This is a genomic window from Afipia sp. GW821-FHT04G03 (assembly GCF_059419985.1).
This window is the reverse complement of record NZ_JBWKSV010000002.1, coordinates 476482-493234: the sequence shown is the minus strand read 5'-3', so window position 1 is coordinate 493234 and position 16753 is coordinate 476482. Positions and strand designations below refer to the sequence as shown.

Below are 16753 nucleotides of genomic sequence, written 5' to 3'. Positions count from 1 at the left end.
CTAAACTCCAGATGACAGTTTGATAATCGCGTAGATCGACGCGAGGCCGACCGCAGCGGAGAAGAAATTGTTCGCGATGATCGCGGCCAGCTTGATCTTCTCGTCGGTGACGTAATCTTCCAGCACCACCTGCATGCCGATCTTCATGTGCCAGACGCTGGCGATGATGAAGAGGATCATGATGATGGCGACCAGCGGCGACCCGAGAATCTGCGCAGCACCCGCCTGGTTGCGGCCGAGCAGCGACAGGATCACGACGATCACCGGCACGAACAGCAGCACCATCGCCACCGCCGTGACGCGCTGGCGGAAGAAATCCGAGGTGCCGTGATGGGCCGCGCCGAGACCGCGGACGCGCTTGAGCGCCGTGCGGACGGAAGGTGAGGACTTCGACATATCGGCGCTCATCGTCCGCCTCCCACCATGTAGGCCACGATCCAGACGAGGATGGTCAGGGTGACGGACCCGATCAGGGCGGCGCGGGTGAGCCACTCACGCTCGTTCGGGCCGAAGCCGTAGCCGAGATCCCAGACGAAATGACGGATGCCGCTCAGCATGTGATGCAGCAGCGCCCAAGTGTATCCGAACACGATGACGCGCCCGATCCAGCTCGACGTGAAACCTTGAATATTGGCGTAGGCGCCGGGCCCTGATGCCGTTGCGATCAGCCACCACGCCATCAGCAGCGTGCCGGCGTAAAGCGCGATGCCGGTGATGCGATGCACGATGGACATCGCCATCGTCAGCGTCCAGCGGTAGGTCATGAAAGGCGAAAGCGGGCGGTCGATCCTGGGAGCCATGGGCGACTTTAACGGTTTGCGGCAAGCAGGCGTTGCCGACTTTTTATGCGGGATCGTTGGTTAGAGGTTTTCTATTTACGGAGTCGCAGGAATGAGCGCAACGCAGAACTGAACAACAAATGAACCATAAATCATTCATTTGGTTTTCGCTTCTGGCGCTTCTGGTATACGCAGTTTATGTATGCCACGGATGCGCCGCAGCTCATCGTTTCTGAAGCCGGATTCAGCTTGTCTTTCACCTTGTCTTGCAGGCCCTTTGGGCCCAACTGGCTGCGTCGATTTGGGGGCGCTCGATGATGATATCCGACCTGAATGTCTCGGAACTGCTCGAGCTTGCGGTCCTGTTGATCGCGACCGGCGCGCTGGCGGGATTTCTTGCCGGCATTTTCGGCATCGGCGGCGGCGCGGTGCTGGTTCCGGTGCTCTACGAATGTTTCCGCATTGCCGGCGTTCCGCTCGACGCCCGGATGCCGCTTTGCATCGGCACCTCGCTCGCCATCATCATCCCGACGTCGATCCGCTCATGGCAGGCCCACCGCAAACGCGGCAGCGTCGACATGGACATCCTGCTGAAATGGGCACTGCCGGTGCTGCTCGGCGTCATTCTCGGCAGCGTGATCGCGCGCTACGCGCCGGAGAAGCTGTTCAAGGTGGTGTTCGTCTGCGTCGCCTGGACGGCGGCCGCGCGGCTGCTGCTCGGCAAGGAGAGCTGGCGGCTGGGCGATGAAATGCCGAAAGGTATTTTCATGCGCGCCTATGGCTTCTTCATCGGCCTGCTCTCGACGCTGATGGGAATCGGCGGCGGGCTGTTTTCGAATTTGCTGATGACGTTTTACGGCCGCCCGATCCATCAGGCGATCGGCACCTCGGCGGGCCTTGCGGTGCTGATCTCGATTCCCGGCGCGCTCGGCTACATCTACGCGGGCTGGCCCGCGGCGTCGCGCTTTCCGGAAGTGACCGCGCTGCAACTGCCATTCGCGATCGGATACATCTCGATCATCGGCGCGTTGCTGGTAATGCCGACAAGCCTGCTGGTCGCGCCGCTCGGCGTGCGCGTCGCGCATCTGATGACCAAGCGCAAACTCGAAATGGCGTTCGGGATTTATCTGCTGATCGTGTCGTCGCGGTTCGTCGTCAGTCTCGCGACGGGGTATTGAGCGGCAACGCCGCTACTTCTTGTAAATCCCCGCATAGGCATCGCGCAGCACGTTCTTCTGCACCTTGCCCATGGTGTTGCGCGGCAGATCGTCGACGAAGATCACGCGCTTCGGCATCTTGAACTTCGCCAGCCGCCCATCGAGCGCGTGCAGCACTTTGGCCTCGTCAAGCGGGGTTTTCTTGTCGCCGACCACGACGGCGGTGACGCCTTCGCCAAAGTCCGCATGCGGCACGCCGATCACGGCGGACTCGGTGACCCCGGGAATGGCGTCGATCTCGTTCTCGACTTCCTTCGGATAGACATTGAAGCCGCCGGAGATCACGAGGTCCTTGCCGCGTCCGATGATGTGGACATAGCCACGCGGATCGATCTTGCCGAGGTCGCCGGTGATGAAGAAACCATCGGCGCGCAGTTCCTCCTTGGTTTTCTCCGGCATCCGCCAGTAGCCCTTGAATACGTTCGGGCCCTTGACCTCGATCATGCCGATGGAATCGCGCGCAAGCTCCTTGCCGGTTTCCGGATCGGTGACACGCACCGTCACGCCCGGCAGCGGAAAGCCCACCGCGCCCGGCACGCGGTCGCCGTCATAAGGGTTCGACGTGTTCATGTTGGTTTCGGTCATGCCGTAGCGCTCGAGCACCGCGTGGCCGGTGCGCGCCGACCATTCGCGATGGGTCTCCGCCAGCAGCGGCGCGGAGCCCGAAATAAACAGCCGCATGTGCGACGTGGAATCTTTGGAGAGGTTCGGGCTTTGCAGGAGGCGCGTGTAGAAGGTCGGCACGCCCATCAGCACCGTGGCGCGCGCCATCAGCTTGATGATCAGTTCGGGGTCGAGCTTCGGCAGGAAGATCATCGCGGCGCGCGCGAACAGCGTGACGTTACTCGCCACGAACAATCCATGCGTGTGATAGATCGGCAGCGCGTGGATCAGCACGTCGTCTTTTGTGAAGCGCCAGTACTCCACCAGCGAGAGCGAATTCGACGCCAGGTTGTCGTGGGTCAGCATCGCGCCCTTGGAGCGCCCTGTGGTGCCCGACGTGTAGAGGATGGCGGCGAGATCGTCGCCGGCGCGCGCAACGGTTTTGAACTCCGCGCTTGCGCCTGACGCTGCAATCGTCAGCGATCCCTTGCCGTCGGCATCGAGCGTCTCGACCTGCGCGCCGACTTTTGCGGCCAGCGTGCGGATGCCGTCGGCCTTCGACGGATCGCACACGATCAATGACGGCTCGGCGTCGCCGATGAAGTAATCAAGCTCGTTGAGCGTATAGGCGGTGTTGAGCGGCAGGAACACCGCGCCCGCACGCACGGTGGCCAGATACAGCACCAGCGCTTCGACCGACTTCTCGGTTTGCGCTGCAACACGGTCACCCGGCTTCACGCCGCGCGCCGCGATCACATTCGCGACACGGCCCGCCTGCGCGATCAGGTCGGCATAGCTGATGCGCGCCCCGTCAGCGGTCTCGATGGCGAGCCTGCTTGTGTCGGCGAGCCCGTCGAACAGGCGGGAAAACAGATTGGCGTTGGCGGCGGCGTTCATGCAACATTCCAGTGGCAAGTCGGATTTTTCCGATTTTGAGTACACCAAAACCAACACTCGCAGCAACGGAGACAACCGGCATGAGCAATAACAAGAAACGTGTGGCCTGGATCACGGGCGGCGGAAGCGGCATCGGTCTGGCGGGGGCGCAGTCGCTCGCAGAGGAGGGATGGACGGTCGTGATCTCGGGCCGCCGCAAGGATGTGCTCGACGAAGCCGTCGCCAGCATCGCAAAGGCGGGCGGCACGTGCGAAGCCATGGTGCTCGACGTCAGCAGCGCGGCGGATGCCGAGAAAGTCGCGAACGCCATCGTCGCCAAACACGGCCGCATCGATCTCCTGGTCAACAGCGCGGGCGTCAATGTGCCGAAGCGCAGCTGGGACGACATCACCACCGAAGGCTGGGACAAGCTGGTCGACATTAATCTCAGCGGCGTGATGTATTGCATGCGTGCGGTGCTGCCGGCGATGCGTGCGCAGAAGGACGGCGTCATCATCAACGTCGCGTCATGGGCGGGGCGTCATGTCTCGAAGATGACGGGACCGGCCTACACCACGACCAAGCACGCGGTGCTGGCGCTGACGCATTCGTTCAACATGGATGAATTCAAGAACGGGTTGCGCGCCTGCTGTCTTTCGCCCGGCGAGGTCGCAACACCGATCCTCAAGCTGCGCCCGGTGGTGCCGAGCGCCGAGGAACAGGCGAAGATGCTGCAGCCGGAAGATCTCGGCCGCACCATCGCGTTCGTCGCCAACATGCCGCCGCGCGCCTGCGTCAACGAGATCCTGATTTCACCGACGCACAACCGCAGCTTCGTGACGCCGACGATGTTGTAAGGTTGCGGCAAAAGTCGGGGCGACGGGTCATCCTGCGTCGTCCCGGCGAACGCGCTATTGCGGACACGGCGACACCCCACGTCCCGCCTTTCCAAAAGTTTCAGGTTCCCGAAAATTTATATTCTGAAACGCCCCGAACCGGCTCCCGTAGCTCGGGTAACGGCGGCGCGGTCGATCCTCCATAAGGCAGCGCCGCCGCCAATGTCCGGCGGATGTCTGCCGGGATTCAAATTCATCGGGAGACGAACAATGTCCAAGCACTCTTCAACGCGTATTGCATTTCTGTCCGCCGCCGCTATCGGCGCACTGACGCTGACGGCTTCCATCACTGCGCCTGTGCAGGCCCAGGACAAGATGGGCAAAAGCGAAATGTCCGGCGAAAAGACCGTGATGGTCGGCGGCGCGCCGATGTATCCGTCGAAGAACATCGTCGAGAACGCCGTCAACTCCAAGGATCACACCACGCTGGTCGCTGCCGTGAAGGCCGCCGGTCTGGTCGATACCCTCTCCAGCAAGGGCCCGTTCACCGTGTTCGCGCCGACCAATGCTGCGTTCGGCAAGCTGCCGGCCGGCACCGTCGACACGCTGGTGAAGCCTGAGAACAAGGCGACGCTGACCAAGATCCTGACCTATCACGTCGTCGCGGGCAAAATGAATGCGGCCGACCTGACCGATGGCAAGAAGCTCACGACCGTCGAAGGCGAGCCTCTTACCGTGAAGCTCGACGGCAAGAAGGTTTGGCTGATCGATGCCAAGGGCGGCAAATCGGCTGTCACCATCGCCGACGTCAACCAGTCGAACGGCGTGATCCACGTTGTCGACACCGTGTTGATGCCGAAGTCATAAGCTGGCTAGCGAAATAATCGCAATCCAGTCGCATTCTGTGTCCCGCTGAATGCGGGTGGCAGGCGATGGGCGAGCCGGGGCAACCTGGCTCGCTTTTTCGTGAACTCTTGCGGCGTTTGATCGCTTGTTCCTGAAGCGAATTTTGCCGCGCGGGGCGTAACACGGACTAATATGCCGACGTAAGGTGTTGATGACATCGTGGAAACGGAACAGCTCATGTCCAGCATCGTCACAGATCGCTCCCCGGCCACGCCGGCCGCTACAGCCGGCAGGACCATTCAGCCTGGCTGGGTTCGCTTGGTGCACTGGATCAATGCCGTGGCAACGATCCTGATGATCATGTCGGGCTGGCAGATCTACAACGCCTCGCCGCTGTTCAATTTTAAATTCTCGAGTTCGATTACGCTGGGCGGCTGGCTCGGCGGCGCGCTGCAATGGCATTTCGCGGCGATGTGGCTGCTGATGGTCAACGGCCTTGTGTATCTCACGCTCGGCCTTGTGACCGGGCGCTTCCGCAAGAAGCTGCTGCCGATCACCGCAAGCGGCGTGATCGACGACACCAGGGCGGCGCTGACCGGCAAGCTCTCCCACGCCGATCTCACCGTTTACAACTATGTTCAGAAACTGCTGTACGCCGGCATCATCGTGGTCGGCATCCTGATCGTGCTGTCGGGACTGTCGATCTGGAAGCCGGTTCAGTTGCAATGGCTGACCGCGCTGTTCGGCGGCTACGACGTGGCGCGTTACGTTCACTTCTTCTGCATGGCGGCGATCGTCGGATTTCTGGTGATCCATGTCGCGCTGGCGCTGCTGGTTCCGAAGAGCCTGCGCGCCATGATCATTGGGAGATAGTTATGGGCCGTATCCGCAAACTGCTGATCCCCGGCGTCGACAAGCAACTGCTGGTCAAGGACGCGGCCAGGCTGATGCCGGACCTGTCGCGGCGGCGCTTTATCGCGAGCGGCGCCAGCCTCGGCGCGCTGACGCTGCTGACCGGCTGCGACGTCACCGACAGCTTCTCGGCTGAATCCATGCTGACGCAGATCTCGAAGTTCAACGATGCGGTACAGGCGGCGATCTTCAATCCCAACGCACTGGCGCCGACGTTTCCGGAAAGCGCGATCACCCGGCCGTTTCCGTTCAACGGCTATTACGCGGTCGAGGATGCGCCCGATGTCGACGGCAAGGCGTGGAAGCTCGAAGTCCGCGGCCTGGTCGAGAACAAGAAATCCTGGACGCTGGATGAGCTTTACAAGCTGCCGCAGGAAAAACAGATCACGCGCCACATCTGCGTGGAGGGCTGGAGCGCGATCGGAAGCTGGACCGGCGTGCGGCTCAGTCACTTCCTGCAACTGATCGGCGCGGACACCAAGGCGAAGTATTGCTGGTTCCAGTGCGCGGACATGGACGGCTACAACTCGCCATTGGATATGGCGACCGCGCTGCATCCGCAGACCCAGATGACCTTCAAGTTCGGCGACGAGATCCTGCCGCGCGCCTATGGCTACCCGATGAAGATCCGGGTCCCGACCAAGCTCGGGTTCAAGAACCCGAAATACGTGATCTCGATGGAGGTCACCAACGACTACAAGGGCGGCTACTGGGAAGACCAAGGCTACAACTCGTTCAGCGGCAGCTAAACAGGCGACAGGACTGGCGAATCCCCTCGCCGGGCCATTGAACCATGCGGCCGACGCAGGGCTTATGGGGCGACCTCGCACCATTTTCCTCCGACTCGCGCCAGACCGGGCCGCTGCCGCGAAAGCAGGCAATTGCTGCATTTGCACAGTTTTTCTGCTCTGCAGTCCGGTACCATCATTCCGGTTGACGCAATTGTGAGCAATCTTAACGCTCATTAATTTCTTTAATAACAAAGCCTTATGAAGCACGCGACATCCGGTCGCCCTGTGGCATTGTTGCAATGCACACCGGCACGATTCATGCTGTGACCTATCAGCAAGGATCGTGAATCGGGTCGCGCGCAAGCGGGCTGGTCCCGGTCGTTCTGATTTTCGGCTATGCGAAAATAAGAAGGATACGAAATGCACGCGCGTCCCCACGCGATCACCTCACTGGCCCTGCTTTTTGGGGCTGCCGTTCTCCTCTCGGGCTGCAACGACCAGAGCGTCGCCTCGTCGGCCCCGCCCGAGCCCCCTGAAGTGAGCGTCGTGACCTTGAAGGCGTCGCCCCGCGCGATCGTCAAGGAACTCCCCGGCCGCATCGCGCCGCTGCGGGTCGCCGATGTCCGTCCGCGCGTGTCGGGCATCATCGTCGAGCGCATGTTCGAGCAAGGCAGCGAAGTGAAGGCGGGCGATCCGCTGTACCAGATCGATCCGAAACCGTTTGAAGTCGAATTGCAGGCGTCTGAAGCCGCGCTCGCCAAGGCCGAGGCGGCGCTGCATCAGGCGTCCCAGCACGCCGTGCGTATCGAAACCCTGACCAAGAGCAACGCCGCGTCGCAGGCCTCCAACGAGGTCGCCATTGCAACCCTCGCGCAGGCCAAGGCGGAAGTCGCCGCGCGCACCGCGGATGTCGCCCGCGCGCGTCTCAACCTCGGCTACGCCACGATCCGCGCCCCGATCAGCGGCATCATCGGCGCCGCGCTGCTCAGCGAGGGCGTCCTCGTGGTGCAGAACGAAACCCATGCGCTGGCGACGATCCAGCAGCTGAATTCGGTCTATGCCGACTTCACCCAGTCGGTGAACGAACTCAACCGCCTGCGCCGCGACTTCGACCGCGGCGATCTCGATCAGATCTCCGCTGACGCCGCCAAGGTTCGTCTGGTTGTCGACGATGGCTCAACCTATCCGCAAGACGGCAAGCTGCTGTTCTCCGACGCCCGGGTCGACGCCGGCACCGGACAGGTCACGCTGCGCGGCGAGTTCAAGAATCCGAAGCGCGAATTGCTGCCCGGCATGTTCGTGCGCGTCCTGATCGAACAGGGCCGCGATCCCGACGCCATCACCGTGCCGCCGCAGGCAATCCAGCGCAATTCCTCCGGCGCCAGCGAAGTCTATCTGGTGAAGGACGACAACCGCATCGTGGCCCAGCCGGTCCGCACCGGCGGCCTTGTCGATGGCCAGTGGCTCATCACCGACGGGCTCAAGCCCGGCCAGCGCGTCGTCGTCGAAGGCTTCCAGAAGTTCGTCGTTGGCGATTCCGTCAAGACCAGCGCCTGGACCGAAGCGCAGGCCGGCGACCGGAACAGCGGCTTGCAGCAATCTGCGGCCGCAACGTCTGCCGAACAGTCGCAGGTGCAGTGAGCGCGACTTGAGAAATAGACCCCTCTCCCTGCCGGGAGAGGGTTGGTGCGAGGGGCGTGGAAGACCCGGATCGAAGATCGGATCCCCCTCACCGCGAGCTGTGCTCGCTGCCTTCTCCCATTTGGAGAAGTGAAAACAACAAACTCTGACGCGTCTGCGCCGGTCCGACGCAGCGTATTAGAGCCAGATTCGAGAAAGCAACGTCCATGCCCGCCTTTTTTATCGACCGCCCGATTTTCGCTTGGGTGGTTGCGCTCTTTATTTGTTTGCTCGGAATCATCGCGATTCCATATCTGGCGATCGCGCAGTATCCGATCATCGCGCCGCCCTCGATCTCGATTTCCACGAGCTATCCCGGCTCGTCGCCGGAGGAGCTTTACAACTCCACGACGCGGCTGATCGAGGAGGAGCTGAACGGCGCCTCCGGCATTCTCAATTTCGAATCCACCAGTGACTCGCTGGGTCAGGTCGAGATCATCGCCAACTTCGTGCCCGGCACCGATTCGAATCTCGCCTCGGTCGAAGTGCAGAACCGCATCAAGCGCGTCGAGGCGCGGCTGCCGCGCCCCGTTATCCAGCAGGGCATCCTGGTCGAGGAAGCGTCCAGCGCGGTGCTGCAGATCGTCACGCTGAATTCCACCGACGGCAGCCTCGACGAAGTCGGCCTCGGCGACTTCATGATCCGCAACGTGCTCGGCGAAATCCGCCGCATTCCCGGCGTCGGCCGCGCCACGCTGTATTCGACCGAACGCTCGCTGCGAATCTGGATCGATCCGGTCAAGCTCGTCTCCTACAACCTCACCGCCGACGACGTGACGAAGGCGATCACCGCGCAGAACGCACAGGTCGCGTCCGGCAGCGTCGGCGCGGAGCCGAGCAAGAAGGACCAGACGATTTCCGCGCTGATTCTGGTGAAGGGCCAGCTCACCTCCGCCGACGAGTTCGGCGCCATCGTGCTGAAAGCCAATCCGGACGGATCGACGGTTCGCCTGCGCGACGTCGGACGCATCGAGATCGGCGGCATGGGCTATCAGTTCACGACGCGGCTGAACGGCAAGCCGAGCGCGGGCCTTTCCGTGCTGCTGTCGCCGACCGGCAACGCGCTCGCCACCGCCAGCGCCGTCGAAGCCAAGATGAAGGAGCTGGCGAAGTATTTCCCGGCCAACATCACCTACGACATTCCGTACAACATCACGCCGGTGGTCGAAGCCTCGATCACGAAAGTGGTGCAGACGCTGATCGAGGCCATCGTCCTCGTCTTCATCGTGATGTTCCTGTTCCTGCAGAATTTCCGTTACACGCTGATCCCCACCATCGTGGTGCCGATCGCGCTGCTCGGCACATGTACCGCGCTGTATCTGTTCGGCTACTCCATCAACATGCTGACCATGTTCGGCATGGTGCTGGCGATCGGCATTCTGGTCGACGACGCCATCGTGGTGGTGGAAAACGTCGAACGCATCATGTCGGAGGAAGGGCTTTCTCCAAAGGAAGCCACGCGCAAGGCCATGACGCAGATCACCAGCGCCATTGTCGGCATCACGCTGGTGCTGATTGCGGTGTTCGTGCCGATGGCGTTCTTCCCCGGCTCGGTCGGCATCATCTATCGCCAGTTCTCCGTGACCATGGTCGCCGCGATCTCGTTCTCCGCGCTGATGGCGCTGTCGCTGACGCCGGCTTTGTGCGCGACGCTGCTCAAGCCGGTGAAGGCGGGGCACGGCCACGCGAAGACGGGCCTGTTCGGCTGGTTCAACACCCGGCTCGACAACACGCGGGCCGGCTATGGCCGCGTGGTGGGCTGGTCGGTCAAGCGCACCGGCCGGTTGATGCTGGTTTACGTGGCGCTGCTGGTCGGTCTCGGCTTCGCGTTCGTCCGGCTTCCCGGCGGCTTCCTGCCGGTGGACGATCAGGGCTTCATCACCGTCGACGTGCAGACGCCGTCGGACTCGTCGTTCAACCGCACCCAGGCCGCCGTCGAAAAGGTGGAGCAGTTCCTCAAGACCCGCTCGGGAATCGACGAGGTCACGTTCCTCACCGGTTTCAGCTTCTTGGGCCAAGGCCAGAACACCGCGCAGGCCTTCGTCACCCTGAAGGACTGGTCGGAGCGCGGGCCGAACGATTCCGCCGCAGCCATCGTCGCGGACATCAACAACTCGCTGAAGTCGATCAAGGACGCCAAGGTCTCGGCCTTGCAGCCGCCGCCGATCGATAACCTCGGCAACTCGTCGGGCTTCTCCTTCCGTCTTCAGGATCGCGGCCAGAAGGGTTACGTCGCGCTGATGAAGGCCAAGGACGATCTGCTGGCGGCGGCCAAACAAAGCGCCGTGCTGCAGAACGTCTACGCCGAAGGCCTGCCCGAAGCGCCGCAGGTGCAGCTGATCATCGACCGCGAACAGGCGGCGGCGCAGGGTGTCACCTTCGCCGACATCAACAGCACGATCTCGACCAATCTCGGCTCGGCCTATGTCAACGACTTCCCGAACCGCGGCCGGATGCAGCGTGTGATCGTGCAGGCCGACAGCGTCGGCCGCATGAACGCGCAGGACATTCTCGCCTACAACGTCAAGAATGCCCAAGGCCATCTGGTGCCGCTATCGTCGTTCGCGACCATCAAGTGGGCGGTCGGCCCGACGCAGATCGTGGGCTTCAACTACTATCCGTCGGTGCGTATCTCCGGCGAAGCCAAGCCCGGCTACACCTCCGGCGATGCCATCGCCGAGATGGAGCGCCTCACCGCGCGGCTGCCGCGCGGCTTCGGCTTCGAGTGGACCGGCCAGTCGTTGCAGGAAAAGCTGTCGGGCTCGCAGGCGCCGTTCCTGCTCGGCCTGTCGGCGCTGATCGTGTTCCTGTGTCTGGCCGCGCTGTATGAAAGCTGGACCATTCCGCTCGCCGTGCTGATGACGGTGCCGCTCGGCATCTGCGGCGCAGTGCTGGCGGCGATGTCACGCGGCCTCGCCAATGACGTCTACTTCACGGTCGCGCTGATCACGATCATCGGTCTGGCGGCGAAGGACGCTATCCTGATCATCGAGTTCGCCAAGGATCTGCGCGCCAAGGGCACGCCATTGTTGCAGGCGACGATGGAGGCCTGCCATCTGCGCTTCCGGCCGATCCTCATGACGGGCCTGGCATTCGTCTGCGGCGTGCTGCCGATGGCGATTGCTTCCGGGGCCGGCGGCAGAAGCCAGAACGCGCTCGGCACCAGCGTGATGGGCGGCATGATCGCGGTCGTCATTCTGGCGCTGCTGATGGTGCCGGTGTTCTTTGTCGCGATCACGCAGTTCTTCACCAAGAACGAGCGCGACGGCGAGGTTACGCCTGAGCGAGGGTCGAAATGGGAGCGGCTGGCTGGAATGTTCCGCCGTCAACGGCCGAAGCCGTCCGCATCATAAATCGCGCATGCCCGGCCTTGTGCCGGGCATCGTCGTCTTATAGGTCCGTGAGGGCGAGGCCGTTCCGGCAAGCTCGCGACCTTTGAGACGAACCGAGCGCCGCCATGTCCCTTCCCTCCGACATCGATGTCGCGATCATTGGCGCGGGCGCCGCCGGCCTTGCCGCCGCGCGCACGCTCGAGAGTTCGGGGCTTTCAGTTTTGGTGCTTGAAGCGCGCGACCGCATCGGCGGCCGCGGCCATACCGTCATCCTGCCGGGCGACATTCCGTTCGACGTCGGCTGCGGCTGGCTGCATTCCGCCGACAAGAACCCGTTCGTCAAAATTGCCGAGCAACTGAACTTCGAAGTCGACCGGAATCGGCCGCCCTGGCGCGAGCAGAACGACGACAGGGGCTTCCCTGCGCGTGAACGCGCAGAATTCATCGCAGCACTCGATGCCTTCTATGAACGCGCCGAACAAGCTTCCGAGAACGACAGCGACAGCGCCGCGAGCAATTATCTGGAGCCCGGCAACCGCTGGAACCCGATGATCGATGCGATCTCGACCTATGTGAACGGCTGCGAACTCGATCAGGTGTCGATCTACGACATGGACGCCTATGAAGACACCGAGGTCAACTGGCGCGTGCGGCGCGGCTATGGCGCGCTGATCGCGGCTTACGGCGCGCCATGTCCTGTCTCATTGAGCACGCAGGTGACGCTGATCGATCATTCCGGCGCGCGCATCCGGATCGAGACATCGCGCGGCACGCTGACAGCGGGCAAGGTCATCGTCACCGCACCGACCAATCTTCTGGCCAATGAAACAATCCGTTTTCATCCCGCGCTGCCTGCGAAGGTGAGTGCGGCCGCCGGGCTGCCGCTCGGCCTCGCCGACAAGGTGATGCTGGCGCTCGACGGGCCCAACGATTTTCCGAAGGACGGCAGCCTGCGCGCCGCGACCATGCGCACGGCGATGGGCACCTATCATCTGCGGCCGTTCGGCCAATCCTGCATCGAGGGATTCTTCGGCGGACGTTTTGCGCGCGAACTGGAAGACGCCGGCGACGGCGCGCTGGCGGCGCAAGCTATCTCCGAAATCGTGGCGCTGCTCGGCTCGGATTTTCGCCGCAAGCTCAAACCGCTTGGCGAATCGCGCTGGGCGCACGATCCGTTCGCGCGCGGCTCCTATTCACACGCGCTGCCCGGCCACGCTAGCGCCCGCGCCGTGCTGGCAGCGCCCGTCGATGGGCGCTTGTTCTTCGCGGGCGAGGCGACATCGCCGAATTTCTTCTCAACGGCCCATGGCGCGCAGGAGAGTGGGGTGAGGGCTGCGGGGGAGGTGGTGGGGGAAGGAGCACTCCGTCAGTCGACGTGAAATGCTCCCTTCAGAATCTTTATAAGTTGAAGCCCGGATTCTCGACTTAGTTGAAGAGTCTGACTTTTCTTTCCTGGAATTTCCCTAGAGTCGCGACCAAAGCTGTCAATCTGAACAAAGCTTCGACCATCCTTTTCAAAGATCGCGTACTTTGCATCGATTGCATCGTGAACGGAGTTGCGCTCCATCTGACTCCGCTCAAATCTTCGAATTAGCGCCATCACCAACCTCCAATTTTTAATCTAACAATCATTTTTTCTTAGCGCTCGCTCCCTGCGCCACCGGTGCCTGAACAGTCAGCCCGGAAGCAGTCGCCAGCAACTGCTCCATCTCCGCGCCCTCCCCCGCCTCCGCGAGCCAGTGGCCTTCCTTGCCGAACGGAGGAAGCACGAGAAAATCCACCTTGTCATCGCCAGCCTCGATGAAGGCGTCGGCCATTTTTTTGGAGAACTCCGGCGGGAAGTACGAATCGTTCTCCGCCACCAACCATGTCACCGGAATGCGCGCGCCTTCGCCGAACTCGGTCGCCGCCGCGATCAGTTTATCCGGCGCGCAGATGTTGCCCGCGCGATCGCCGGCGCGCCCGCCGCGCCCCGGCGCAAACACGATGATCGCGGAAATGCTTTTCGGACTTTGATCCGCCAGCGCCAGCGCGCCCCAGCCGCCCGCTGAATGCCCAACGATCACGGAGGCCTCTTTCCGCACGAAAGCCTGCGCGCGCATGAAAGTCATCGCCGTCGTGATCGCCTCCGCGGTGCTGCGCGCCGACATCGCATACTCGGCGTTGTCGCAGCCTTCCTGATCTTCCAGGTATGGCCCGCCTGTCTTGCCGTGGCCGAGCCGCTGCGGCACCAGCACGGCGAAACCGCGCGCCACCAATGCTGCCGCGAGCGCGGGATATTCGGGCTGCGGCATCTGCGCGCGCTGCAACCGGTTCTGGGTCGATGCGTGGGCGATCACCGCCAGCCGGAACGGTCCCTTCCCGGCGGGCCGGAACAGAACCGCTCGCGAAGGTGTGATCTGGTCCTGGGTCGGCACCAGCCATTCCTGACGCCGGTTCGGCGACCCTTCGCCGCCCTGCGCGCCCAGCCGCTGTTCACCCGAAGCCGGCGCGATCGACGAAAGGCCAATCGTGACAAGCACGGCCGCCGCTTTGAGTGATTCCATTCCGGTCATATGCGGCGATCATGACCCGCGGCCGGCCGCCAAGCCAAGCGTTTACGGCCTTGCCGTGTCCTTTTTCGGCACAACGGGCCTCTTCAGCTGATGCAAAAAGCGCACATATTAACCGATAATTAAGGATGGACCTTGAAGGCGGGGCCGCGAGTTGCTTTGATTGCACCATGAGCACGATCCTTATCGAAGTTCGACCGGCCAAGGCTTCCGATGCGTCAGCAGTTGCTGCAACGCATGATGAAGCGTGGCGCGCCGCCTATCAGGGAATCATCCCCGGGGCCGAACTCGAGAAACTGATCAGCCGCCGCGGCCCCAACTGGTGGGACAGCGCGATTCGCAAAGGCAGCCGCGTCAGCGTGCTGTCGTTCGGCGACAAGGTCGCGGGTTACGCCAACTACGGCCGCAACCGCGCCCGCAGCCTGCATTTCGAAGGCGAGATCTACGAGCTTTATCTGCGTCCGGAATTCCAGGGCCTCGGTTTCGGCCGCCGCCTGTTCACCGCCGCCAAGCGCGACCTGATCCAGAGCGGGCTGAAGAGCATGGTGATCTGGGCGCTGTCGGACAACGAGCCTGCGGTCGAGTTTTACCGCAACCTCGGTGGACGCATGGTCGCGCGCTCCTCGGAACGATTCGGCGTCAAGTCGCTCGACAAGGTCGCGTTCGCCTGGACGGCGTGAGTCTCCGCGACCTTCGCAACTCCGGCCGCCGCTCCGATTCCGCGCCGTCATCTTCGGCGCTGTCACCGCACAGTCCACCAGACATCGTCATGCACATCGCATGTGATGCGCAGCGGCGCGATAACCTGACCGCGCTCCAAGGAATGCCCGCATGATCCGGCTGATCCGCAAACTCGCGCTGCTGTTGATCGCGGCCGTTGTCATTCTCGCCGGCGTGCTCGTCGCCAACGCGCTGTTGACGAAATCCCGCCAGATCCATGTCGCAGCGCTACCGCAAGTCGCGGTGGATATCGACGCGGTGGCGAAGCGGCTGGCGGAAGCGATCCGGTTCCGGACCATTTCCAGTTTTCTCGATCCCGAACAAAGCGCCGATGCGTTTCGCGGACTGCACACCTTCATGCAGGCAAACTATCCGGCGTTCCACGCGGCCACGAAGCGTGAGATCGTCGGCAATTACGGCCTGCTCTACACGTGGCAAGGCTCCGATCCGAAAGCCGCGCCCGCGGCGCTGCTGGCGCATCAGGACGTGGTGCCGATCGCGCCCGGCACCGAAGGCAACTGGCTGGCGCCGCCGTTCGACGGCGTGATCCGCGACGGCTTCATTTGGGGCCGCGGCTCGTGGGACGACAAGGGAAACCTGTTCTCGATCCTCGAGGCTGCCGAACAATTGGCGAAAGAAGGCTTCAAGCCGAAGCGCACGCTGTATTTCGTGTTCGGGCAGGACGAGGAGGTCGGCGGCCAGCGCGGCGCGAAACAGATTGCTGCGCTGTTCAAGAGCCGGGGCATCAGGCTCGACTTCATTCTCGACGAAGGCCTGCTGATCACCGACGGAATCCTCAAAGGCATCGACAAGCCGGTGGCGCTGATCGGCGTCGCCGAAAAAGGCTACGTCACGCTGACGCTGAACCTCAATGCTGCCCCCGGCCATTCATCGATGCCGCCGCGCCAGTCGGCCATCGGCATGATGAGCGCAGCGCTGGCGCGGCTCGAGGACAAGCAATTCCCGGCCGAGATTCGCGGCACCGCGCGCGAAATGTTCGACACGCTCGCGCCGGAAATGAACATGACCAACCGCATCGTGCTGTCGAACCTGTGGCTGCTGAAGCCGCTGCTGCAACGCGAGCTTGAGAAAGCCCAGTCCACCAATGCGATGATCCGCACCACGACCGCGCTGACGATCTTCAACGCCGGCAATCAGGACAACGTGCTTCCGGGACGGGTCGATGCCACGGTGAATTTCCGGCTGCTGCCCGGCGAGACCGAGGCCAGCGTGATCGATCACGTCAAGCGCGCCGCCGCCAACGACAGGATCGAGATCGAACCGCGCCCGGGCAACACGTCCCCGCCGCCGGTCACCTCGACCGCAAGCTCCTCCTACCGCGCGCTGAACACGACGATCCGCGAGATCTTTCCCGATGTCGTGGTTGCACCCGGCCTGATGGTCGCCGCCACCGACTCGCGGCATCTGGCGGATGTCACCGACAACATCTTCCGCTTCTCGCCGGTGCGCGCGACGGCCGAGGACCTCACACGCTTTCACGGCACCAACGAGCGCCTCAGCGTCGCGAACTATGCGGACATGATCCGGTTTTACCGGCGGCTGGTGCAGAACACGGCGAATTAAGCGCGAGCCGCTTCTTCGTCATTGCGAGCGAAGCGAAGCAATCCATAATGACGTTGGAAAAGCTGGATTGCTTCTTCGCAAGCGC

Annotated in this window: 14 protein-coding genes; 10 read left to right on the top strand and 4 right to left on the bottom strand. The window is 62.7% G+C overall.

Features of this window, described 5'->3' with window-relative positions:
- Entirely contained in the window at positions 1-408 is a 408-nt protein-coding gene (gene sdhD, locus AC07UB_RS11620; RefSeq protein ID WP_492791355.1) for a succinate dehydrogenase, hydrophobic membrane anchor protein, read from the bottom strand.
- Positions 405-800, bottom strand: a complete 396-nt coding sequence (gene sdhC, locus AC07UB_RS11615; protein ID WP_494653095.1) for a succinate dehydrogenase, cytochrome b556 subunit — start codon at positions 798-800, stop codon at positions 405-407. Before sdhC ends, sdhD begins: the two co-directional genes overlap by 4 nt.
- Before the next feature lie 296 nt (positions 801-1096).
- Here sdhC and AC07UB_RS11610 point away from each other — a divergent pair, with 296 nt between their 5' ends.
- The gene (locus AC07UB_RS11610; RefSeq protein WP_494653618.1) at positions 1097-1957 is read left to right on the top strand and encodes a sulfite exporter TauE/SafE family protein; all 861 of its coding nucleotides are present in this window, start codon (positions 1097-1099) and stop codon (positions 1955-1957) included.
- 12 nt (positions 1958-1969) lie between these two features.
- On the opposite strand, the gene AC07UB_RS11605 is transcribed toward AC07UB_RS11610, so the two are convergent.
- Positions 1970-3496, bottom strand: coding sequence for a malonate--CoA ligase (locus AC07UB_RS11605; protein WP_494653093.1), 1527 nt, complete (start codon positions 3494-3496; stop codon positions 1970-1972).
- An 80-nt stretch (positions 3497-3576) separates the two neighbouring features.
- On the opposite strand from AC07UB_RS11605, the gene AC07UB_RS11600 reads away from it, so the two are divergent.
- The 7 genes from AC07UB_RS11600 (at position 3577) to AC07UB_RS11570 (ending at position 13191) form a co-directional block, all read left to right on the top strand.
- Positions 3577-4332 carry an SDR family oxidoreductase gene (locus tag AC07UB_RS11600; RefSeq protein ID WP_492791358.1) on the top strand — a complete coding sequence of 252 codons (756 nt, stop codon included), beginning with the start codon at positions 3577-3579 and terminating at the stop codon, positions 4330-4332.
- Between the two features lie 249 nt (positions 4333-4581).
- Positions 4582-5178: a fasciclin domain-containing protein gene (locus AC07UB_RS11595; RefSeq protein WP_494653091.1), complete on the top strand. Its 597-nt coding sequence runs from the start codon at positions 4582-4584 to the stop codon at positions 5176-5178.
- 216 nt (positions 5179-5394) lie between these two features.
- Positions 5395-6030 (top strand): cytochrome b/b6 domain-containing protein, encoded by a 636-nt coding sequence (locus AC07UB_RS11590; protein ID WP_494653089.1) that lies wholly within the window; start codon positions 5395-5397, stop codon positions 6028-6030.
- Positions 6031-6032: 2 nt separating this feature from the next.
- Positions 6033-6818 (top strand): molybdopterin-dependent oxidoreductase, encoded by a 786-nt coding sequence (locus AC07UB_RS11585; protein ID WP_492791361.1) that lies wholly within the window; start codon positions 6033-6035, stop codon positions 6816-6818.
- 402 nt (positions 6819-7220) lie between these two features.
- Positions 7221-8441 (top strand): efflux RND transporter periplasmic adaptor subunit, encoded by a 1221-nt coding sequence (locus AC07UB_RS11580; protein ID WP_494653088.1) that lies wholly within the window; start codon positions 7221-7223, stop codon positions 8439-8441.
- Between the two features lie 206 nt (positions 8442-8647).
- Complete coding sequence (locus AC07UB_RS11575; RefSeq protein ID WP_494653087.1) at positions 8648-11833, top strand: multidrug efflux RND transporter permease subunit; 3186 nt, start codon at positions 8648-8650, stop codon at positions 11831-11833.
- Positions 11834-11937: 104 nt separating this feature from the next.
- The gene (locus tag AC07UB_RS11570; RefSeq protein WP_494653085.1) at positions 11938-13191 is read left to right on the top strand and encodes a flavin monoamine oxidase family protein; all 1254 of its coding nucleotides are present in this window, start codon (positions 11938-11940) and stop codon (positions 13189-13191) included.
- 249 nt (positions 13192-13440) lie between these two features.
- On the opposite strand, the gene AC07UB_RS11565 is transcribed toward AC07UB_RS11570, so the two are convergent.
- A complete protein-coding gene (locus AC07UB_RS11565; protein ID WP_492791365.1) occupies positions 13441-14367 on the bottom strand; it encodes an alpha/beta hydrolase family protein in 927 nt (308 codons plus the stop codon).
- A gap of 167 nt (positions 14368-14534) precedes the next feature.
- Here AC07UB_RS11565 and AC07UB_RS11560 point away from each other — a divergent pair, with 167 nt between their 5' ends.
- On the top strand, positions 14535-15044 hold the full coding sequence (locus AC07UB_RS11560; protein WP_492791366.1) for a GNAT family N-acetyltransferase: 510 nt from the start codon (positions 14535-14537) through the stop codon (positions 15042-15044).
- 151 nt (positions 15045-15195) lie between these two features.
- The gene (locus AC07UB_RS11555) at positions 15196-16668 is read left to right on the top strand and encodes a M20 family peptidase (protein WP_494653083.1); all 1473 of its coding nucleotides are present in this window, start codon (positions 15196-15198) and stop codon (positions 16666-16668) included.
- The last annotated feature ends 85 nt before the right edge of the window (positions 16669-16753 follow it).

Bases quoted from the DNA above. Each gene is read 5' to 3' on its own strand.
- AC07UB_RS11605 (WP_494653093.1), bottom strand. From the start codon at position 3,496: ATGAACGCCGCCGCCAACGCCAATCTGTTTTCCCGCCTGTTCGACGGG.
- AC07UB_RS11560 (WP_492791366.1), top strand. From the start codon at position 14,535: ATGAGCACGATCCTTATCGAAGTTCGACCGGCCAAGGCTTCCGATGCG.
- AC07UB_RS11555 (WP_494653083.1), top strand. From the start codon at position 15,196: ATGATCCGGCTGATCCGCAAACTCGCGCTGCTGTTGATCGCGGCCGTT.
- AC07UB_RS11565 (WP_492791365.1), bottom strand. From the start codon at position 14,367: ATGACCGGAATGGAATCACTCAAAGCGGCGGCCGTGCTTGTCACGATT.
- AC07UB_RS11570 (WP_494653085.1), top strand. From the start codon at position 11,938: ATGTCCCTTCCCTCCGACATCGATGTCGCGATCATTGGCGCGGGCGCC.
- sdhD (WP_492791355.1), bottom strand. From the start codon at position 408: ATGAGCGCCGATATGTCGAAGTCCTCACCTTCCGTCCGCACGGCGCTC.
- AC07UB_RS11580 (WP_494653088.1), top strand. From the start codon at position 7,221: ATGCACGCGCGTCCCCACGCGATCACCTCACTGGCCCTGCTTTTTGGG.
- AC07UB_RS11575 (WP_494653087.1), top strand. From the start codon at position 8,648: ATGCCCGCCTTTTTTATCGACCGCCCGATTTTCGCTTGGGTGGTTGCG.
- AC07UB_RS11600 (WP_492791358.1), top strand. From the start codon at position 3,577: ATGAGCAATAACAAGAAACGTGTGGCCTGGATCACGGGCGGCGGAAGC.
- AC07UB_RS11585 (WP_492791361.1), top strand. From the start codon at position 6,033: ATGGGCCGTATCCGCAAACTGCTGATCCCCGGCGTCGACAAGCAACTG.
- AC07UB_RS11590 (WP_494653089.1), top strand. From the start codon at position 5,395: ATGTCCAGCATCGTCACAGATCGCTCCCCGGCCACGCCGGCCGCTACA.
- AC07UB_RS11610 (WP_494653618.1), top strand. From the start codon at position 1,097: ATGATATCCGACCTGAATGTCTCGGAACTGCTCGAGCTTGCGGTCCTG.
- AC07UB_RS11595 (WP_494653091.1), top strand. From the start codon at position 4,582: ATGTCCAAGCACTCTTCAACGCGTATTGCATTTCTGTCCGCCGCCGCT.
- sdhC (WP_494653095.1), bottom strand. From the start codon at position 800: ATGGCTCCCAGGATCGACCGCCCGCTTTCGCCTTTCATGACCTACCGC.